The following is a 21,959-nucleotide window of genomic DNA, read 5'->3' as shown; positions in this document are numbered from 1 at the left end:
GCTTTCACCATTTTTATAATAAATGAATCGTTTATATTTCTACTAAAAAATCGTTATTTTCGCAAGTATAAACTAAACATCAAATTAATGAATAAAGAAGTAGTTATTGTATCAGCTGCAAGAACTCCAATTGGGAGTTTTTTAGGCGCTCTGTCAACTATTCCAGCCCCAGAATTAGGCGCTATCGCTATTAAAGGAGCCTTAAATAAAATAAATTTAAGTCCAGAATTAGTTGAAGAAGTTTTAATGGGTAATGTAGTACAAGCTGGTACAGGTCAAGCTCCGGCGAGACAAGCTGCTATTTATGCAGGTATACCTAATACCGTTCCATGTACGACTATAAATAAAGTATGTGCATCTGGAATGAAAGCGGTTATGCAAGCTGCTCAAGCTATTGCTCTTGGTGACGCTGACATCGTAGTTGCTGGAGGTATGGAAAACATGAGTTTAATTCCTCATTATTTACATGCCCGTACTGGCACTAAATTTGGTCCTTCTTCATTAATCGACGGTATGCAAAGAGATGGTTTAGTAGATGCTTACGATAATAACGCTATGGGTGTTTGTGCTGATGCCTGTGCTACAGAATATAAATTCTCAAGAGAAGAGCAAGATACTTTTGCAATTCAGTCTTACAATCGTTCTGCCGCTGCATGGGATAGTGGAAAATTCGATAATGAAGTTGTTCCTGTTGAAGTGCCTCAACGTCGTGGAGAACCTATTATAGTTAGCAAAGATGAAGAATTTACTAATGTGAAAATGGAGAAGATCCCACAATTGCGTCCAGCGTTCACAAAAGATGGCACTGTAACAGCTGCCAATGCTTCAACTATAAATGATGGTGCAGGTGCTATGGTTTTAATGAGTAAAGAAAAAGCAAACGAATTAGGACTAACTCCTTTAGCAACCATAAAAAGTTATGCTGATGCTGCTCAAGAGCCTGAATGGTTTACAACTGCTCCTGCAAAAGCATTACCAAAAGCTATAAGTAAAGCAGGAATTAAAATTAGCGACATAGACTATTTTGAGTTTAATGAAGCTTTCTCCGTAGTCGGTTTAGCTAACATGAAAATTCTAGGATTAAATGATAATAATGTAAACGTAAATGGAGGAGCTGTTTCTTTAGGGCATCCATTAGGCTGTTCTGGTGTTAGAATTATAATCACTTTATTAAATGTCTTAGAACAAAACAATGCCAAAATTGGAGCAGCAGCTATTTGCAACGGAGGTGGCGGAGCATCTGCAATAGTTATAGAGCGTTAGTAATATTAAATATTGTTATTATTTATTATGAAATACTTTTTAAAATTTTTATTCAGCAACCTTATTATCCTCTCCAATAATTGCATAAATAATTAATAGTAATAGCCAATAGATATTAATTTTATGCAATACGGAATTTGTAATTTAAGCATTGTCCCCCTTAGAGAAGAACCCGCAGATACCAGTGAACTTGTATCTCAAGTTATTTATGGTGAAATTTTTAAAATCTTGGAGCAACGTAAAAACTGGAGTAAAATTCGCTTAGCATTTGACTCTTATGAGGGTTGGATTGATAACAAACAACATCTTGAAATTACAGAAGAAGCATATAAAGATTTAAATAAAGAAACTCCTAAACTTTCTGCTGATTTAGTCGAGTTTATTGAAGATAGCAACAGCCAGTTATATCCTATTGTATTGGGAACTTCTTTAAATGGGTTATCCAATTTAAACCATAAACATGAAGGTAATTATATTGAAGGTAAAAAAGTAAAAAGTGACCTTATTAAAACGGCGTTTTTATATTTAAACAGCCCTTATCTTTGGGGTGGAAAAACACCTTTTGGCATAGATTGTTCAGGCTTTACTCAAATGGTTTATAAATTAAACGGTTATAAGTTACTACGTGATGCATCACAGCAGGCAACCCAAGGAGAAGCCTTAAGCTTTATTGAAGAAAGTGAACCTGGTGATTTAGCTTTTTTTGATAATAGCGAAGGGGTTATTACACATGTAGGTATTATTATGAAAGATAATTACATAATACACGCTCATGGTAAAGTTAGAATAGACAGGTTAGACCACTCAGGCATTTATAATGTCGACAAAAAAACACATACACATAAACTACGTGTTATTAAAAAAATAATCTAAAAAGAGGCTGTCTGAAAAGTGGTTAATCTTGTCATCAGAGCAACGCGAAGAATCTTATTTCACTCATAATCAGAGTCATATATTTTAAAGAGATTCTTCATTCCATTCAGAATGACACTTTTTAGACAGCCTCTTTTATGTATTATCAATTAAGTATTTTCAGATTAGTTAGCTTCAGCTCCTTCTATGGCAGCAACCTTTTCTTTCATACTTTTATATTTATCAGTTTCTCCAAGAATACTATAAATATTCATTAACGTTTTAGCAGCACTTATACTTTTTGAATCAATTTCAAGCGCTTTAGTCAAATAAGGTATCGCTTCTCTATAAAGGTTTTGACGTTGTGCTCTCAACTCATCATAACGTTTATTATCAGCTCTGGAAGTCCCTAATCCATTCATTTCCTTAATTATTGCCTCTTCTTCATTTAAAACTAAGGCTGATAAGTTTATATATGCATTTATATATTTAGGATCTAACTCAATCGCTTTTTCATAATACTGCTTTGCTTCTTCAGTTTGCTTAGACTCCGCAGCAATAACCCCTAAATTATACTGTAACTCAGGATTATTAGGATCCATTTGTGTAGCCTTCTCTAATAACTTTTTAAATTCTTCTGTATTGCCCATTTTATAATGAACATTCGCCTCTGATAATATTAAGTTAACATCATTAGGACTTTCTGCCCTTGCCTCTTTCATGGCTGCAATTGCTTTTTCATTATCCCCCTTATTAACATATATAAGAGCAATATTTTTTACAATTTCTGGCTTTTTTGATTCTGATTTACGCTCAGTTGGTTTAATATGAGTTTTAGCTCTAACAGAAATATCACGCAGATCTTTACTATTAAAGGCTTCTTCTTTTTGTGTTTCAACATTAGTAGCGTAATATTGCTTTGAAATCCCTGTATAGCCTAATTTTTTTAGCTCTTCATAAAGTTTTAAAGCTCTATCATACTCACTAACATTAACAGCTGTAGCTGCTGCATAATAAAGAAATACGGTATCCCTTTCTGCTACTCTATAAGATTTTTCAAAAAATACAGATGCATCCGAAAAATCTTTTTTCTCATAGGCTTCATTTCCTTTTAATAGCAAACCATTTGCAATGTCTTGCTTTAATAGATTGACCTCTGCCGAATACCCTACTTTAACTTTTTTCAGGTTAGCTAAAGCTCCATCGATATCTGTTAATGAACCTTTACCTTGTGCATACAAAGCCTGGCTATTTAAATAATAAAACTTTGATTTAGTTTTATCATCCATACTAGACTCCAACGTTTTTGCTTGTTTTAAAGCTGTTTTTGCCTCTGCAAAATTTCCTCCTTTAATAGCTTTTGCTGCTGTTTTTAGCTCTTTTTTTTGCGCAAATGTAAATGAAGCACTTACTGAAAAGATTAAAGCTATGATTAACTGTTTTCTCATTTTTATAAAATATTATTAATTAATTTTCGGTATTATCGTTATTATCTTCTACATTATTATCAAGAGTTGTGCCGTCTTCTAAATCGTTAGTGTTCTCAATAGTTTCGGAATCTTCAACTTCAACTTCATCTTCATCATGCATAACTTTAGCAACTGCTGCTATAGAATCATTTCCTTTTAAATTGATTAATTTAACACCTTGAGTAGCTCTACCCATAACTCGTAAATCTGCCACAACCATACGTATAGCGATACCTGATTTATTAATAATCATTAAATCATCATTATCTGTTACGCTTTTTATAGCAACTAAATTTCCTGTTTTCTCTGTAATAGAAATGGTTTTTACTCCTTTACCACCTCTATTTGTAATTCTATATACTGGTTCTCCATCTTCAGGATCATCAATATAAGTACGTTTACCATAACCATTCTCTGAAACTACAAGTACAGATTCTTCTTGAGAATTTTCTATAGTTACCATACCTATAACCTCATCCTTATCGTTAGCAAGTCTAATACCTCTAACTCCAGAAGCACCACGACCCATAGGTCTGGTTTTTGCTTCTTCAAAACGAATCGCTTTACCAGATTTAAGTGCAAGCATAACTTGACTATTCCCTGTGGTTAATTTTGCTTCTAACAACTCATCATTATCCTTAATTGTTATAGCATTAATTCCATTTGTTCTAGGACGAGAATACTGCTCTAAAGAGGTTTTCTTTACTTGTCCATTTTTAGTAGCCATAATAACATAATGGCTATTTATATAATCTTCATTTTTTAAATCCTGAGTACAAATGAAGGCCATTACCTTATCATCTTGCTCAATATTTATCAAGTTTTGAATCGCTCTCCCTTTAGAGGCCTTGCTTCCTTCAGGGATTTCATAAACACGCATCCAGAAACATTTTCCTTTTTGCGTAAAGAACAACATGTATTGATGATTGGTACCAACAAACAAATGCTCTAAGAAATCTTCATTCCTTGTAGTAGATGCTTTTTGACCAACTCCTCCTCTATTTTGTGTTTTATATTCTGTTAGTGATGTACGTTTAATATAACCGGCATGAGAAATGGTAATCACCACTTTTTCATCAGGAATCATATCTTCAATACTTAAATCCCCTCCAGCATACTCAATAATCGAACGACGTTCATCACCATATTTATTCCTAACAACTTCCAACTCTTCCTTAATAATATCCATTCTACGCTCTTTTTTAGCCAAGATATCTTTTAAGTCTTCAATGGTTTTCATTATTCCCTCATATTCTGAACGCAACTTATCTTGCTCTAAACCAGTTAACTGACGTAGTCGCATTTCAACTATAGCTTTAGCCTGAATCTCGGAAAGTTCAAAACGTTTTATTAAGTTTTCCCTAGCTTCATCTGCGTTAGAAGAAGCCCTTATTATAGCAATAACTTCATCTATATTGTCTGATGCAATAATTAAGCCTTCTAATATATGAGCACGTTCTTCAGCCTTTCGTAATTCGTAAGTAGTACGTCTTACAACAACTTCGTGTCTATGCTCAACAAAATAATGAATCAGTTCTTTTAAGTTTAATAACTGCGGTCTTCCATTTACAAGCGCGATATTATTCACACTAAAAGATGATTGTAAAGCTGTAAATTTAAATAACTTATTTAAAACGATATTAGGAATAGCATCACGCTTTAAAACATAAACAATACGCATTCCATTTCTATCAGACTCATCACGAATAGTCGCAATACCTTCCAATTTCTTGTCGTTTACCAAGTCTGCAGTTTTCTTAATCATGTCTGCCTTATTAACCTGATAAGGTATTTCATCTACTATAATACACTCACGCCCGTTTACTTCCTCAATATTGGCCTTAGCACGCATAACGATACGTCCACGACCTGTATGAAATGCTTCTTTTACACCATCATAACCATAGATAGTTCCTCCTGTTGGAAAATCCGGAGCTTTAATATGGGTGATTAATTCATCAATTTCAATATCATTATTATCAATATAAGCTATAGTACCATTAACCACTTCGGTTAAATTATGTGGTGGCATATTAGTAGCCATACCTACAGCAATACCTGATGCACCATTAACTAAAAGCCCAGGGATTCGAGTTGGTAAAACAGTAGGTTCCTGTAAAGTATCATCAAAATTCAATTTATGATCTACCGTTTCCTTTTCTATATCTGCCAACATGTCCTCAGATATTTTTTGCATACGTGCTTCTGTATAACGCATTGCTGCTGGACTATCACCATCTATAGAACCAAAATTTCCTTGTCCGTCGACCAGCATATAACGCAAACTCCATTCCTGAGCCATACGTACCATCGCATCATAAACAGATGTATCTCCATGAGGGTGATACTTACCTAAAACTTCTCCAACTATTCTTGCGGATTTTTTATGTGCTGAACTCGCTCTAACACCCAATTCGTGCATACCATAAAGTACCCGTCTATGAACTGGTTTTAAGCCGTCCCTTACATCCGGTAAAGCACGTGACACAATGACTGACATTGAATAATCAATGTATGCCGATTTCATCTCATCTTCAATATTAATAGGGATCAATTTTTCTCCTTCTGCCATATATAATTTAATTAAGTTTTATCTATTTTTCAAAACATGCTAATATAAGTATTTCAATAGTCATGTTAAGCGTTTCCTGACTATTTTTTCATGTTTTTTATTAACAATTTTATATGTTTTTTTAGTTGATAAGTATGCTTTAAAAAATTTTGATTTTTTAAAGATTTTTTCGTCAATTAGCAACTTACAGACAATTTAAGGTATAGTTTTTGCCTTTAGTAAAATGTTTTAGTATTTTTAATGCAGAAAGGAACACGAATATGGATGATAATTTTTCCCCAAGAGTAAAGGACGTAATTGCATATAGCAAAGAAGAAGCACTAAGGCTAGGCCATGATTTTATTGGTACTGAGCATTTAATGCTTGGACTTCTAAGAGATGGTAGTGGCAAAGCTATAAACATCCTAAACGCTTTAGATATTGATTTAAATCATTTGAGACGCAAAGTTGAGATATTAAGCCCTGCAAACCCCAACATTACTGTAACTTCAAATCAAAAAAAGAACTTACATCTTACAAGGCAAGCAGAACGCGCTTTAAAAACTACATTTTTAGAAGCTAAACTATTTCAAAGTACTTCAATAAACACAGCTCATTTACTGCTCTGTATTTTAAGAAATGAAAATGATCCTACGACTAAGCTCTTAAATAAGCTTAAAGTTGACTACGATAACGTTAAAGAACAATTTAAACTTATGATTACTAACGACAATGATTATATAGAACCAAAATCTGAATCTTTTCAAGATGATGATATGAACACCGAGGGCGAAGCATCAAAGGACAATATTTTTAATACACCTACAGGGAAAACAAACAAGAAGTCCAAAACACCTGTTTTAGACAATTTTGGGCGTGATTTAACCGCCTTAGCTGAAGAAGGGAAGCTTGACCCTGTGGTTGGACGTGAAAAGGAAATACAACGTGTCTCACAAATTTTAAGTAGACGTAAAAAAAATAACCCCCTTTTAATTGGTGAACCTGGCGTTGGTAAATCTGCCATTGCAGAAGGTTTAGCTCTTAGAATAGTAAAACGAAAAGTCTCTCGTATTTTATTTAATAAACGTGTTGTTACTTTAGATCTAGCCAGTTTAGTTGCTGGAACAAAATACCGCGGACAGTTCGAGGAACGCATGAAAGCTGTTATGAATGAGCTTGAAAAGAATGACGATGTTATCCTTTTTATTGACGAAATACATACCATAGTTGGTGCTGGTGGAGCTACAGGCAGTTTAGATGCCTCTAATATGTTTAAACCTGCTTTAGCGCGTGGCGAGATTCAATGTATAGGAGCTACGACTTTAGATGAATATAGACAATATATTGAAAAGGACGGTGCTTTAGAACGTCGTTTTCAAAAGGTTATAGTAGAACCTACTTCGGTAGAAGAAACTATTGAAATCCTTAATAACATAAAAGGAAAGTACGAAGAGCATCATAACGTTGATTATACACAGGAAGCTATTGAAGCTTGTGTTAAGTTAACAAACAGATACATGACTGAACGTTTTTTACCAGACAAAGCTATCGATGCTTTGGATGAAGCGGGATCTCGTGTACATATAACTAATATTGATGTTCCTAAACAAATAATAGAACTCGAAAAGCAACTGGAAGGTATTAAAGAAACCAAGAATGCTGTAGTTAGAAAGCAAAAGTATGAAGAAGCTGCAAAACTTAGAGATGATGAAAAACGCATCGAAAAAGAATTAGCTATTGCTCAGGAAAAATGGGAAGAAGACACTAAACAGCACAGAGAAATAGTCACAGAAGATAATGTTGCAGATGTAGTTTCGATGATGACCGGAGTACCGGTAAACAGAATTGCACAAACAGAGATTAACAGACTGGCCGAACTACCTAACCTTATAAAAGGAAAAGTTATTGGACAGGACGACGCAGTAGCCAAAGTTGTAAAAGCAATTCAGCGTAACCGTGCTGGACTTAAAGATCCAAATAAGCCAATTGGTTCATTTATCTTTTTAGGTCAAACTGGTGTTGGTAAAACACAGTTAGCAAAAGTATTATCCAGAGAGTTATTTGATAGTGAAGAATCACTCGTTAGAATTGATATGAGTGAATATATGGAAAAATTTGCCATTTCCAGATTAATTGGAGCACCTCCAGGATATGTTGGTTATGAAGAAGGTGGTCAGTTAACTGAAAAAGTGAGACGTAAGCCATATGCAGTCATACTATTAGATGAGATCGAAAAAGCGCATCCAGATGTCTTTAACATGCTACTTCAGGTACTTGATGATGGCTATTTAACTGATAGTTTAGGAAGAAAAATCGATTTCAGAAATACCATCATTATTATGACATCCAACATTGGAGCCAGAAAACTAAAAGATTTTGGTACTGGTATTGGTTTTGGAACAGCATCACAAAAAGCTCAGGAAGATGCAAATGCTAGAGGTGTGATTGAAAACGCATTAAAAAAATCGTTTGCTCCCGAGTTTTTAAATAGAATTGATGATGTTGTGATATTCAATGCTTTAGAAAAAGAAGATATCAATAAAATTATTGATATTGAATTAGAAAAACTCTTAGCCCGAATTAAAGGCTTAGGCTATATCTTAAAACTTACTAAAAGTGCTAAAGATTATATTGCCGAAAAAGGTTTCGATAAACAATATGGGGCAAGACCTTTAAAAAGAGCTATTCAAAAATATATTGAAGATGCTTTAGCTGAAGAAATTGTTGCTTCTCATCTTAAAGAAGGTGATAAAATTAAAATTGATTTAGATAAAGCAGCTCAAGAATTGAGTATATCGATAGAAAAAGCTGAAAAGCCTACAGAGTCTTAAAGTAACCATTAAAAATTAAAAACTCGGAAATATTTCCGAGTTTTTTTTGCTCTTAAATTAACGCGATTTATCACATAAATTCAGTTGTTATTTCTATTAAAAAGTATCATGTTATGTCTCTTATCATCGACATAACATCGAGATCCATTTGTATTTTGAATCATTTCGATTTCTACGACATCACATAAAGCAACCTCATTAATCATGAGACTCCTCCTTCTCCTCGATAAAATAACTAATAGTCCATATAACAAATTGAATTAAATAGGAACCATATAAGTATTTTTAATTTCTCCCATCACAAAAGTACTGTGAGCGCTCCCTATGTTTTTAAGTTCTCCTAAATGGTTCAAAACAAAATTCTGATAAGCCTTCATGTCTTTAACCAAAACCTTCAATAAAAAATCATAATCACCAGAAATATTATAACACTCAATGACTTCATTTAAAGAAAGAATGTCTCTTACAAATTGGTTTCCTATTTTACGAGTATGCTCCTTAAGCGTAATAAAATATGGGCGAATTTTAGCCGTTTTTTAGGAAATAGAAAAAGCCTAGATGAGTTCCATATTAAAATCCTATATTCTTAACTGAATTTAGGATTTTTTTTGTGAAACTGTAACAAAAGAAAATAATACCTCTCTATACTATAACAAATTGTTTTTTTGACGCCAACTAAATTAAATATCGAACAGCTTGTTGAGCTTTGTAAATCTGGAAACCAATCTGCACAATTGGAAATATATAACAGATATTATAAAGCCATGTACAATGCTTCTTTTAGAATTGTAAAAGATAGTTTTGAAGCAGAGGATATTATGCAAGATTCATTTTTAATGGCTTTTACAAAATTAAATAGCCTTAAAGAATCAAAAATATTTGGAGCGTGGTTAAAACGAATTGTTATAAATAATAGTATTTATCATTACAAAAAGAATAGTAAAAACAAAGAAGTTCCTTTAGATGATATGTTACATAAGATAGAAGATGACAATAATGGCATAGATAGCAATTACGAGTTTGCAAATATAAAAGTAAAGCAAATCTTAAACACAATGAAATTGTTAAAAGACAATTATAGAATTGCTTTAACCTTAAATTTAATTGAAGGTTACGATTATGATGAAATCAGTGATATTTTAAATATTACAAATGCTAATTGCAGAACAACTATTTCTAGAGCCAAAGAAAGCTTAAGAACAAAATTACAAATGGTTTATGAGTAAAAAGAGTATAGATCAACTGTTTAAAGAACATGAAAATGATTTCGATATAGAAACACCTGAATCAAATCATACAGAACGTTTCTTACACAAATTAAATAAGCAAAGCGGGCTACAATCAATTAAAGTTGGTAAACAAAGGCGTCGTTTATGGAAACCATTAATTGGTGTAGCCGCTTCTGTTATATTATTAATTACACTTTTTATAGGTTCTCAACAAGAGACAAATTATAGGGAATTAGCCAGTGTATCGCCTAAAATGGCAGAAACAGAAGACTTTTTCACATCTACAATAGCCGAAGAATTAAGCAAAATCAAGAATGAAAATTCACCTAAAGCTCAAGCGTTAATTCAAGATACTATGGCACGTATAAAAGTATTGGAAAAAGATTATGAATCTTTAAAAATAGATTTAACTGTAAGTGGAGATGATCGTAGGGTTATCTATGCTATGATCTCCAACTTTCAAAATAGAATAGACATATTACAAAATGCTTTAGAGCAAATTGAAAAAATAAAGCAATTAAATAATCGATCACATGAAATGCCTAATATCAATATTTAATAATCCGAAAATGATTCATTTAAGATATTACATGTGCCAATTAAAAAACAATTAAAATCGATCACATGAAACGAGCACTACCATATAAAACACTAATATTATTTCTAATATTACCGCTTTTAGCTACTGCCTCATCAACAGAAGCCAAAGGTAAATACACAAAAAAGAAAACAATTAACAAGGAATACTCAGTCGCATCGAATGCCTCGCTAAGTGTAGATAATAGCTATGGGAATATAGATATTATTACTTGGAACGAAAATAGGGTGGTTTTTGAAATTACAATTACTACCACAGGTAATGACGAAGAAAAAGTTCAAGAAAAACTAGATGATATAACTATTCATTTTGAAGCTTCTTCTTCTAATATTTCTGCAGAAACAAGATTTGGGGAAAGAAGATCAAACTCTTGGTGGAATTGGACAAGGAATAATAAAGTCAATATGAAAATCAATTACATTGTTAAAATTCCAATCACAAACAATATAGATTTAAATAACGACTACGGAAGTATTAATGTTGATAAGCTTGAAGGTCATGCAGAAATAAATTGTGACTATGGTAAAATCACTACCAAAGAACTAATGTCCGATAACAATAGTATTAATTTTGATTACACGAAAAACTGCTACTTTGAATATATAAAAAGCGGAAAAATAAATGCCGATTATAGTGGTTTCACTGTGTCTAAAGCAAATAAACTAGATATTAATGCAGACTACACAAACTCTAAAATCGAAATAGCCGAAGACGTTAATTATAATTGTGACTATGGCAACATAAGTATTGACAAAGCAAACAATATTATTGGAAATGGCGACTATTTAACAACTATTATAGGTGATGTATATAAAAACATAATTATTAAAGCAGATTATGGTTCCATAAAAATAAAAAGGATGAATGAAAATGCTGGTAGTGTGACTATAAAATCTGATTATGTTGGTATAAAAATTGGTTACGTTCCTGCATATCATTTTAATTTTAATATTGATCTAGAATATGGATCATTAAACACCGACGGACTGGAATTCACAAAGAAAATTATAGAGTCTACAGATAAACTTTATATAGGCTATTATGGTAGTAAAAACTCAAGTAATACTATTAATATAGAATCTGAGTACGGAAGTGTATCTCTTTACAAAAATTAATTCATCAATAATAAACCTTAAACACATGAGAACATTAATCAAAAAACAAACAGTCTTAGTTATAGCGACCTTACTTTTAGCATCTACATCTTATGCTCAATGGAAATCAATAAGAGGAAATGGTACTATGAAAACCATAACCCGAACGACCCCAGAATATGATGGTGTAAAATGTGCCGGAAATATGGATTTCGTTATTGTAAATGGCACAGAGGGAAACATTAAAATTAAAGGAGAAGAAAATTTGCTGGACTACATTATTACTGAAGTTAAAAACAAAAATTTAATAGTAAAAACAAAAAAAGGAATAAATCTAAAATCCAGCATGACAAAAACTATAAAAATTACTATTCCTGTTAAAGATATAAGTAATGTCTCTCTTGCTGGTTCTGGCGATTTATGGAATGAAGACACAATAACAGCTAACAACTTAGATATATCATTAGCGGGCTCCGGCGATGTTAGCCTTGACATTAAAGCAACATCTGCTAAAGCCTCCATAGCAGGTTCTGGAGATCTCAAGCTTAAAGGAAACGCTAATAATTTAGTAGCTAAAGTGGCTGGATCCGGTGATTTTCATGGGTTCGATTTACAAGCAAATAACACAGACGTTTCTGTTGCCGGTTCTGGTGATGCAAAAGTTGTTAGCAACAAAACCTTAAAAGCTAGGGTATCTGGGTCTGGAGATATTGTTTACAAAGGAGATCCTGTAGTAGACAGCAAAGTAGCAGGCTCTGGAAGTATTTCTAATAATTAACAACTAGACGATCTTCATCAATCAACAAAAAGCGCTGTCTAAAAAGTGTCATTGCGAAGAAGGAACAACTGTGGCAATCTATTTAATCTAAAAAATTCTTACGTCACACTTTTAGTACTCCTCAGAATAAAATATATCACTTTTTAGACTGCATTTTTCGTTTAATCTATTTTTGATAATTTAGGCACTCTAAAAAGCATGATAATACCTGCTAAAAAGAAAATAAATAAAAATAGAATCGCATTTCTCATACTTCCGGTTATCTGATCTATGGTTGCAAAGATTCCCATACCAATTACAATTCCTATTTTTTCTGCAACATCATAAAAACTAAAATAAGATGTTGTATCCTCTGTTTCTGGTAAAAATTTTGAATACGTAGACCGTGCTAAAGATTGAATGCCTCCCATTACTAAACCAACAATAGATGCTGCAATATAGAATTGTGAAGGTGTTTCCATAAAATAGGCATAAAAACATAATGCCATCCAAATAAAATTAATAGCAACTAAAGTCTTAATATTTCCATATTTTGAAGAAGCTCTTGATGTTAAAAAAGCACCAAGTACAGCAACTAATTGAATAATTAAAATGCTTCCTATTAATCCCATAGTTTTATCTGAAGCACTTCCCCACGCTATTTCCTCTTCTCCAAAATAAGCAGCAACTAACATGATGGTTTGTACTGCCATGCTAAACACAAAAAAAGCGTATAAATAGCGTTTTAATCTTAAATCTGATTTTAGTTGTTTCCACACCTGTCTTAGTTCCTTTAAACCATTAAAGACAATAGCTTTTGTTACTTTATGTCCTGATGAAGCACCCTTTGGTAAGTGGTAAAACGAATACTGACTGAATAGTGCCCACCAAACACCTACCGTAATGAATGATATTTTCATAGCTTCAATAGAAGCCGTATCTTTTGCCACTTTTAAAGCTTCATTGATTTCTAACTCAGAACCTGTGTTTCTTATAGATTCGGATATACTAATATCAAAACCAAACCACTGAGGAAACATCACCATCAACAAGTTTAAAATCAACAAAAGAACACTCCCCAAGTATCCCATAGAAAAGCCTTTCGCACTAATACTATCCTGCTGTTCTGGAAAGGCTATATCTGGCAAATATGAATTATAAAAAACCAAGCTCCCCCAATACCCTATTAAACCCATAAAATAAAATAGCAAACTTAAGTGAATATGCTCTAAATCAAACCAATACAATCCTATACAACCTGCACTTCCGACATAGCAAAAGAATTTTAAAAAATTCTTTTTATTTCCAATATAATCGGCAATACCAGATAAAATTGGAGACATAAAAGCAACCACTAAAAAAGTGAAAGCGGTAACAAACGTAATAAGAGCTGTACTTTTAAATTCAAACCCAAAAGCTGAAATGGTTTTTATTTCTGAAAGAAACAATGCCGAATAAAATATTGGAAAAATAGATGATGTTATTGTTAATGTATAAACTGAATTTGCCCAATCATAAAACGCCCAAGCGTTTAAGAGTTTTTTACTCCCTTTTTTAAGTTGCTCCATATAAATATTTAGATATAATAAATAACCCTTTTATCTCTTAAATCGCGAGATCCCAACCTTTGTTAGGATTATTAAAACAAGAAAATCTTCTTTTCCTGTTTTAATAAAAAAGCTGCCCTTATATGAGCAGCTCACTAAAATAATCAAATATTTTTATTTATGTTAAGAAATCAGCAATAACAAGTAGTAATAATCAATTAAAATGATTACTAGTTATTACAAAAATTATTTTCTAAACGTAGTAACCCCAAACTTTTTAGCCTCTGCTTTAGCTGTTGGAGCTAATGCTTTTAGGTTTGCAATACGAGAATCATTTGATGGGTGTGTGCTTAAGATTTCCGGTGGTGCTTTACCGCCACTATTAGCCTTCATACGCTTCCATAATTCTGACGCTTCATCTGGGTTATAACCAGCAATTGCCATTAAGTATAATCCAATTTTATCAGCTTCAGTTTCATGACTTCTACTAAAAGGCAGCATCACTCCTACCTGCGATCCAACACCATAGTATTGATTAAATGCATTTCTAGATTTTTCATCTTTAATGGCTATATTTCCTGCTACAGCTAAACCTTGCTGTACATAAGCTGCGCTCATACGTTGTTGTCCATGATTTGCCAATGCATGTGCTACTTCGTGCCCCATAATAGCTGCCACTCCAGCTTCTCCTTTTGCAATGGGTAAAATACCGGTATAAAATACTATTTTTCCGCCAGGCATACACCAAGCATTAACCGTATTGTCTTCAACCAAATTATATTCCCATTTATAATCGTTTAAATACCCATGATGTCCATTAGCATTTAACCAACGTTCTGCAGCTACAGCTATACGCTGTCCTACTCTTGTAATCATAGCAGCGTCTTTTGTTCCTTTAACAACTTTATTGTCGTTTAAGAACTGATTATATTGAGCAAAGGCTGTTGGAAATAATTGAGAGTTCGGTACTAAAGCCATTGTCTTTTTACCTGTAAATGGATTCGTAGCACATGATAATATGAATACGATTATACCAAATACTAAAAGTGCCTTTTTTAATTTCATCATATAAGGTTTATAATTTTCTATAAAAATACAAAATTCGGAGTATTATATATTTTTAGACACAGCATATTTTTATTAGTCACATTAATAGAACAAAAATATTCAAACAAAAGGTGTTATGTCTCTTTAATATATCCGACATATTAAAAAACTTAAACCTTATGAAAAAGCTGATTATATTCTGTTTTGCAATAACACTATTTAGTTGTAATAGTAGTGCTCAAAAAACAGAACAAAAAACCTTTGAAGTTTCTAAAACTGATGCAGAATGGAAAGCACAGTTATCTGAAATGGCATATTATGTTCTAAGAGAAGCAGGAACTGAACGCCCATTTACTAGTCCGCTTAATAAAAATTATAAAAAGGGGGTTTACGTTTGTGAAGCATGCGATACACCTTTATTTAAAAGTGAACACAAATTTGATTCTGGTTCAGGGTGGCCTAGTTTTGATAGAGAAATTAAAGGTAATGTAGCTTTTGGTTCCGATAATAAATTGGGATATTCTCGTGACGAAGAACATTGTGCTACATGTGGCGGACACTTAGGTCATGTTTTTAACGATGGTCCCAGAGATACTACAGGAAAACGTCATTGTATTAACGGGGTTGCTTTAAAATTTATTCCAAAAGAATAAACTTTTTAATATTCAAAATAACAATTACCAAATTCCAATTCGCTTTTATTTATAATTGCTATTTGGAATTTAAAAATGAAGTTTTATTTTTAAAAAATGGAAAGCTATTTAAAAAGTATCATTAAACAATTTGAATATTATAAAAGTTTAGGAGATAAAACATTTAACCAACTAAGCTTTGAAGAACTCCAAAAAGAATTTACGGAAGATTCTAATTCTATTGCCATAGTTGTAAAACATATTGTAGGTAATATGTTAAGTAGATGGACGAATTTTTTAACTGAAGATGGTGAAAAAGAATGGAGGCATCGCGATCAGGAATTCGAAGATACTTATACTTCAAAAAATGACCTTACTAAAGCCTGGGATCAAGGTTGGAAATGTTTGTTTGATGCTATTACTCCATTATCTGAAAACGACCTAGAACGTATTATCTATATTCGAAATCAAGGACACACAGTTGTAGAAGCTATTAACAGACAGTTAGCACATTACTCTTACCATACTGGACAGATCGTTTTTCTTGGGAAATTAGTTAAGGGTAAAAACTGGCAATCATTATCAATTCCCAAAGGAGATTCTTCAAAGTACAATAAGGAAAAGTTCAGTAAAGAAAAAGGTAGACGTCACTTTACAGATGATTTGTAGTTGAATAAGTTGGATATTTAAGACCGCTCCGCTGTTAGAACCAAGAACAAAGACCTATTTTTAGTTAAATTGAAACATGATCACTTAGCGACTTTGCTCCTTAGCGATTTTGCGAGACCAAGACTAATGACCTAAGACCGCTTCGCTATTAGAATCAAGAACAAAGACTCATCTTAAATTAAATTGAAACATTTTTACTTGGAAACCTTGTGCCTTAGTGACTTTGCGAGATTAAAACCTATGACCTAAGACCGCTTCGCTGTTAGAACCAAGAATAAAGACCTATTTTTAGTTAAATTGAAACATTTTTACTTGGAAACTTTGCACCTTAGCGACTTTGCGAGATTAAAACCAATGACCTAAGACCGCTTCGCTGTTAGAGCCAAGAACAAAGACCTATTTTTAGTTAAACTGAAACATCATTACTTGGAAACCTTGCGCCTTAGTGACTTTGCGAGATTAAAACCAATTTCCACAGTAACTCGCCCAAACAACATTATTATTCCAACTTCTTCTTAAAAGGTCTAATAATTAAACGAGCTTCTCTATCGAAACGCACATAATTATACACCCAATTTATAAAAACAACCATCCTGTTTCTAAAACCTATTAGAAAAAAAAGGTGAACAAACATCCAAACATACCAGGCAAAAACACCTTGAAACTTAAATCGCTTTAAATCTACCACTGCTTTATTTCTTCCTATTGTTGCCATACTCCCTTTATCCTTATAAGAGAAGGGGTTCATAGGTTGTTCCTCAATCAACCGTAGAATATTATCTCCTAATTGGTTTCCTTGTTGAATAGCAGGCTGCGCCATCATAGGTAAACCTTTAGGATGTTCTTCATTTATCATGCAAGCCACATCCCCTATGGCAAAAATATGTTCGAATCCTTTTATCTGACTAAATTCATTTACTAAAAGTCTATTCCCTCTAGTCACAAACCTTTCTGCATCCAATCCTTTTATATTTGCCCCTTTTACTCCAGCAGCCCAAATTAAAGTAGCTGTTTCAAATGTTAAATCCGTATTGGTTGTTACTGTTTTTCCATCATAGTTAGTCACTCTAACATTTTTCCAAACATTTACTCCCAATTTTTCTAAAAAGTCCTCAGCTTTTTGCGAAGCATTAGCACTCATTCCTTTTAAAATACAATTACCAGATTGAACTACATGAATTTGTGCTAACCGTGTATCCAAATCTGGATAATCTTTTGGTAAAATGCCTTTCTTAATTTCAGCTAAAGCACCAGCTAACTCAACACCTGTAGGTCCACCTCCAACAATTACAAAATTCATAAGTGCATTCCGTTCATTAAGATCTGAAGTCAGTAAAGCATCCTCAAAATTCTCAAGAATCAAACTTCTTAAATTAAGAGATTGCGGTATGGTTTTCATGGCCATACTATACTTTTCTATGGCTGCATTTCCAAAATAATTAGTTGTAGATCCAGATGCTACAACTAAATAATCAAACTTGAGCTTACCTATATTGGTAATTACTTTATTCTTCTCAACATCAATTTCTCCAACGTTGGCTAATCTAAAATGAAAATTAGGAAAGTCTTTTAATATTTTTCTAATGGGATAAGCAATAGAATCTGGCTCTAATCCACCTGTTGATACTTGATATAATAATGGTTGAAATGTATGGTAGTTATTCTTATCTAATAAAACAACTTGAAGATCTTGTTTCGATAATTTTTTAGCTAAAGCTACTCCTGCAAAACCACCCCCAATAATAATTATTCGAGGAAAACTTGTTCTTGGTATATTCATAAACAGGCTTTTGTCTTTTTAATAGGTTTTATGTAATTCGTAAAATTCAGATTATTATTTAACATTGGTTATGCTTATTTCATATATAAATGCTTGCAACACAAAGGTAATACAAAGATGTAAATTTAAGGCTTTCTAAATTCTTTATTCGAATTCGATTTTGTAGATTTGTAGCTTAAAAAATCACACATGAATAAATACGATATTATTGTTCTTGGTAGCGGCCCAGGGGGGTATGTTACAGCTATTAGGGCATCACAATTAGGCTTTAAAACTGCTATTGTTGAAAAAGAAAATCTTGGTGGTGTATGCTTAAATTGGGGTTGTATCCCAACGAAAGCTTTATTAAAATCTGCTCAAGTATTTGAATATCTTAAACATGCAGGAGATTATGGACTTACAGTTAAAGATTTTGATAAAGATTTTGATGCGGTAGTTAAACGTAGTCGTGGTGTAGCTGATGGTATGAGTAAAGGCGTTCAGTTTTTAATGAAGAAGAATAAAATTGACGTTATTAATGGGTTTGGAAAACTTAAACCCGGTAAAAAGGTTGATGTTGACGGAACTGAATATAGTGCTGATAATATAATTATTGCAACGGGTGCTCGATCTCGTGAATTACCAAGTTTGCCTCAAGACGGGAAAAAGGTAATTGGTTATAGAGAAGCTATGAGTTTACCTAAACAACCAAAGAAAATGATCGTTGTTGGTTCTGGTGCTATTGGCGTTGAGTTTGCTTACTTTTATAACTCGATGGGTACTGAGGTAACTATTGTTGAATATCTGCCAAATATAGTACCTGTTGAAGATGAAGATGTTTCAAAACAATTAGGACGGTCATTTAAGAAAAGTGGTATAAAAATTATGACTTCTGCCGAAGTTACTTCTGTTGATACTTCTGGAGAAGGTGTAAAAGCAACTGTAAAAACTAAAAAAGGCGAAGAAGTTCTTGAAGCTGATATTATTTTATCTGCTGTAGGTATAAAAACAAATATTGAAAATATTGGACTGGAAGATGTTGGTATTGTTGTAGATCGTGACAAAATTATTGTTAATGATTTTTACCAAACAAATATCCCTGGTTATTATGCTATTGGAGATGTTACTCCTGGTCAGGCTTTAGCACATGTCGCTTCTGCGGAAGGCATCTTATGTGTTGAAAAATTAGCTGGACAGCATGTTGAAGCTTTAGATTACGGAAATATTCCTGGTTGTACTTATTGTTCGCCAGAAATTGCCAGTGTTGGTCTAACTGAAAAACAAGCTAAAGAAAAAGGCTTAGATATTAAAGTTGGTAAGTTCCCTTTCTCTGCTTCTGGAAAAGCAAAAGCAGGTGGTGCTGCCGATGGTTTTGTAAAAGTGATTTTTGATGCTAAATATGGAGAATGGCTAGGTTGCCATATGATTGGAGCTGGTGTTACCGATATGATCGCAGAAGCTGTTTTAGGTAGAAAATTAGAAACTACTGGACACGAAGTATTAAAAGCTGTACATCCTCACCCAACTATGAGTGAAGCTGTCATGGAAGCAGTTGCTGATGCTTATGATGAAGTGATACATCTTTAAAGATGAAAGAATATAGATATCTAGATGGCTAGATATAGATATTAGATTAAAAAGAGGCTGTCTAAAAAGTGGTTAATCTTGTCATTCAGAGCAACGCGAAGAATCTTATTTCACTCATAATCAGAGTCATATATTTTAAAGAGATTCTTCATTCCATTCAGAATGACACTTTTTAGACAGCCTCTTTTATTTACATTAAATATGATCTGGTTTCTATAAGCGAGCGAGTCTAGGTTCTAGGTTCTAATTTATAAAACTTTGAATAGCTAATTCATAACTCTGCAATCCAAAACCAAGAATAACGCCTCTAGCATTTGGTGAAATATAAGATTGGTGACGAAATTCTTCTCTATTAAACGTGTTTGAAATATGCACTTCAATTACTGGTGTTTCAATAGCTTTAACAGCATCACCAATACCTACAGAGGTATGTGTATAAGCTGCTGCATTTAATATAATACCATCATGATTAAAACCTACTTCATGTAATTTATCAATGAGCTCGCCTTCAATATTAGATTGAAAATAATCAATCTCTACATGAGTATATTTTTGTTTTATTTCTTCTAAAAATTCAGTAAATGATAAACTTCCATAAATATTAGGCTCTCTTTTTCCTAGTAAGTTTAAATTTGGTCCGTTAATGATTGTCAATTTCTTCATGAAGTAAAAATATTAAAAAATTGAGCATAAAAAAAGAAACCCTCAAAGGCTTTCTCTTTATCTAGTTCTATTTAAACTTATATCCTAAACCAACAAAAAGACCACTTAGCTTTCTAGTAAGGCCACTAGGTGCTTCTTCAAGTAAATTAGATAGACCAATGTTGTATCTAGCTTCTACAAATAATCCATCTATAAACCTGCTAATATAAATATCATAAGCAACACCAAATTCAATGCCATAATTAAAAGACTTAAATCCATCATTAACATTAAGTAAGAAACCAAAGCTTGGACCAGCAAGTACATTAAAATCTTCAGATACTTCATATTTTGCCATAAGCGGAACACTAATCTGATTTAAATCCTTTACAGCAATATAAAGCAACTCAGGTCGAAAAGTAACTGCTTCAAAAACTCTTATCTCAGCAAACCCTCCTACATAAAAACCTGTTTCATTGTTTGTTATGCTAAACACGCTGTTTTTAACTTTTAATGAAGAGAAATCTACACCAGCTTTAGCCCCATATTTAATTTCTTGAGCATTTGTGTTTAACCATGTAAATAACACAATTACGGTACATAATAATATCTTTTTCATAATAGATTTGGGTTTAATTAACTTTAAATACGAATAAAATTATCTTAAGGTTTTTTTACTAATAAAAAACAACTACTTAACTTCATCTTACTAACTGTAGATAACAAAAAAAACCTAAGAAGTAGCTTCTCAGGTTTTTAATTTTATTAAATCTGTCAACCTATTTCAAGGTGACTATTTTTAAAATATAAAATAACCAACAGAAAGAGAAAAAACGTTATTTTTAGCGTCAACATCACTAATAACGTCACTAAGACCTAAATTATAGCGAGCTTGAAAGAACAACCCATTTTCTAATTTAAATTGAGCTCCTAACAAAGCACCAAAATCGATACTTTCTGCACCTATATCTTCCGTTTCTCCATCATCATAATCTTCCTCATCATTAATTACAAATCCTATTTGCGGTCCAGCTTGTACACTTAACCCCTCAATGATAGTAAAATCAGCTAAAACCGGTATATTAATATAATCTAATTTACCTGTAGAATCAAATCCTGCTTCAGAGTAAGAAAACCCTTGAGCTGAATAAACTAATTCTGGTTGTAAAGCGAATTTATCAGAAATACCAATTTTTGCAGCAGCTCCGACATGAAGACTGGTTCTTCCATCTAAATCATCAACATCATCCCCACTAAGACTAGCAAAGTTAGCACCTGCTTTAATACCTAATTTAATTCCCTGAGCATTTACACTTGATAATCCGAATGCTGCAATAGCAGCGCAAAGTAATAATTTTTTCATAAGATATTGTTTTTAGTTTTTGATTGTGGCAAATAAAATTTATTTTTCCATAAAACAAAAAGAAATCAA

Annotated in this window: 18 protein-coding genes and 1 pseudogene; 10 read left to right on the top strand and 9 right to left on the bottom strand. The window is 32.7% G+C overall.

Annotation, left to right across the window (positions count from 1 at the left end):
• Nucleotides 1-87: 87 nt before the first annotated feature.
• Entirely contained in the window at nucleotides 88-1,263 is a 1,176-nt protein-coding gene (locus tag EM932_RS06550) for an acetyl-CoA C-acyltransferase (protein WP_135876385.1), read from the top strand.
• Between the two features lie 123 nt (nucleotides 1,264-1,386).
• Entirely contained in the window at nucleotides 1,387-2,136 is a 750-nt protein-coding gene (locus EM932_RS06545; protein ID WP_135876384.1) for a C40 family peptidase, read from the top strand.
• A 164-nt stretch (nucleotides 2,137-2,300) separates the two neighbouring features.
• On the opposite strand, the gene EM932_RS06540 is transcribed toward EM932_RS06545, so the two are convergent.
• Nucleotides 2,301-3,563: a tetratricopeptide repeat protein gene (locus tag EM932_RS06540; RefSeq protein ID WP_135876383.1), complete on the bottom strand. Its 1,263-nt coding sequence runs from the start codon at nucleotides 3,561-3,563 to the stop codon at nucleotides 2,301-2,303.
• 19 nt (nucleotides 3,564-3,582) lie between these two features.
• Nucleotides 3,583-6,156, bottom strand: a complete 2,574-nt coding sequence (gyrA, locus tag EM932_RS06535) for a DNA gyrase subunit A (RefSeq protein ID WP_135876382.1) — start codon at nucleotides 6,154-6,156, stop codon at nucleotides 3,583-3,585.
• A gap of 260 nt (nucleotides 6,157-6,416) precedes the next feature.
• Here gyrA and EM932_RS06530 point away from each other — a divergent pair, with 260 nt between their 5' ends.
• A complete protein-coding gene (locus EM932_RS06530; RefSeq protein WP_135876381.1) occupies nucleotides 6,417-8,966 on the top strand; it encodes an ATP-dependent Clp protease ATP-binding subunit in 2,550 nt (849 codons plus the stop codon).
• A 260-nt stretch (nucleotides 8,967-9,226) separates the two neighbouring features.
• On the opposite strand, the pseudogene EM932_RS06525 reads toward EM932_RS06530, so the two are convergent.
• A pseudogene (locus EM932_RS06525) lies at nucleotides 9,227-9,475 on the bottom strand (Lrp/AsnC ligand binding domain-containing protein); the annotation flags it as partial.
• A gap of 156 nt (nucleotides 9,476-9,631) precedes the next feature.
• Here EM932_RS06525 and EM932_RS06520 point away from each other — a divergent pair.
• From EM932_RS06520 to EM932_RS06505, 4 genes are all read left to right on the top strand, one after another.
• On the top strand, nucleotides 9,632-10,192 hold the full coding sequence (locus EM932_RS06520; protein WP_135876380.1) for an RNA polymerase sigma factor: 561 nt from the start codon (nucleotides 9,632-9,634) through the stop codon (nucleotides 10,190-10,192).
• Nucleotides 10,185-10,754, top strand: coding sequence for a hypothetical protein (locus EM932_RS06515; protein WP_135876379.1), 570 nt, complete (start codon nucleotides 10,185-10,187; stop codon nucleotides 10,752-10,754). Before EM932_RS06520 ends, EM932_RS06515 begins: the two co-directional genes overlap by 8 nt.
• 65 nt (nucleotides 10,755-10,819) lie before the next feature.
• On the top strand, nucleotides 10,820-11,908 hold the full coding sequence (locus tag EM932_RS06510; RefSeq protein WP_135876378.1) for a hypothetical protein: 1,089 nt from the start codon (nucleotides 10,820-10,822) through the stop codon (nucleotides 11,906-11,908).
• A 25-nt stretch (nucleotides 11,909-11,933) separates the two neighbouring features.
• Nucleotides 11,934-12,665 carry a head GIN domain-containing protein gene (locus EM932_RS06505; protein WP_135876377.1) on the top strand — a complete coding sequence of 244 codons (732 nt, stop codon included), beginning with the start codon at nucleotides 11,934-11,936 and terminating at the stop codon, nucleotides 12,663-12,665.
• A gap of 161 nt (nucleotides 12,666-12,826) precedes the next feature.
• Here EM932_RS06505 and EM932_RS06500 read toward each other — a convergent pair whose 3' ends face one another.
• Nucleotides 12,827-14,212, bottom strand: coding sequence for an MFS transporter (locus tag EM932_RS06500; protein WP_135876376.1), 1,386 nt, complete (start codon nucleotides 14,210-14,212; stop codon nucleotides 12,827-12,829).
• Nucleotides 14,213-14,437: 225 nt separating this feature from the next.
• Complete coding sequence (locus EM932_RS06495) at nucleotides 14,438-15,256, bottom strand: M48 family metallopeptidase (RefSeq protein WP_135876508.1); 819 nt, start codon at nucleotides 15,254-15,256, stop codon at nucleotides 14,438-14,440.
• A 161-nt stretch (nucleotides 15,257-15,417) separates the two neighbouring features.
• On the opposite strand from EM932_RS06495, the gene msrB reads away from it, so the two are divergent.
• Nucleotides 15,418-15,891 carry a peptide-methionine (R)-S-oxide reductase MsrB gene (gene msrB / locus EM932_RS06490; protein WP_135876375.1) on the top strand — a complete coding sequence of 158 codons (474 nt, stop codon included), beginning with the start codon at nucleotides 15,418-15,420 and terminating at the stop codon, nucleotides 15,889-15,891.
• Between the two features lie 96 nt (nucleotides 15,892-15,987).
• Nucleotides 15,988-16,539, top strand: coding sequence for a DinB family protein (locus EM932_RS06485; RefSeq protein WP_135876374.1), 552 nt, complete (start codon nucleotides 15,988-15,990; stop codon nucleotides 16,537-16,539).
• Nucleotides 16,540-17,038: 499 nt separating this feature from the next.
• On the opposite strand, the gene EM932_RS06480 is transcribed toward EM932_RS06485, so the two are convergent.
• The gene (locus EM932_RS06480) at nucleotides 17,039-18,319 is read right to left on the bottom strand and encodes an NAD(P)/FAD-dependent oxidoreductase (RefSeq protein ID WP_135876373.1); all 1,281 of its coding nucleotides are present in this window, start codon (nucleotides 18,317-18,319) and stop codon (nucleotides 17,039-17,041) included.
• Nucleotides 18,320-18,508: 189 nt separating this feature from the next.
• Between EM932_RS06480 and lpdA the strand changes: the two genes are divergently transcribed.
• Nucleotides 18,509-19,885, top strand: coding sequence for a dihydrolipoyl dehydrogenase (lpdA, locus tag EM932_RS06475; RefSeq protein WP_135876372.1), 1,377 nt, complete (start codon nucleotides 18,509-18,511; stop codon nucleotides 19,883-19,885).
• Between the two features lie 243 nt (nucleotides 19,886-20,128).
• Here lpdA and aroQ read toward each other — a convergent pair whose 3' ends face one another.
• The 3 genes from aroQ to EM932_RS06460 all read right to left on the bottom strand — a co-directional run bounded on the left by aroQ (nucleotide 20,129) and on the right by EM932_RS06460 (nucleotide 21,890).
• On the bottom strand, nucleotides 20,129-20,548 hold the full coding sequence (aroQ, locus tag EM932_RS06470; RefSeq protein WP_135876371.1) for a type II 3-dehydroquinate dehydratase: 420 nt from the start codon (nucleotides 20,546-20,548) through the stop codon (nucleotides 20,129-20,131).
• 67 nt (nucleotides 20,549-20,615) lie between these two features.
• On the bottom strand, nucleotides 20,616-21,146 hold the full coding sequence (locus EM932_RS06465) for a porin family protein (protein ID WP_135876370.1): 531 nt from the start codon (nucleotides 21,144-21,146) through the stop codon (nucleotides 20,616-20,618).
• Nucleotides 21,147-21,326: 180 nt separating this feature from the next.
• Nucleotides 21,327-21,890 (bottom strand): porin family protein, encoded by a 564-nt coding sequence (locus tag EM932_RS06460; protein WP_135876369.1) that lies wholly within the window; start codon nucleotides 21,888-21,890, stop codon nucleotides 21,327-21,329.
• Nucleotides 21,891-21,959 lie beyond the last annotated feature (69 nt).

This window comes from Flavivirga rizhaonensis (genome assembly GCF_004791695.1).
Lineage (GTDB): Bacteria > Bacteroidota > Bacteroidia > Flavobacteriales > Flavobacteriaceae > Flavivirga > Flavivirga rizhaonensis.
This window is presented reverse-complemented; position numbering and strand designations above follow the sequence as displayed.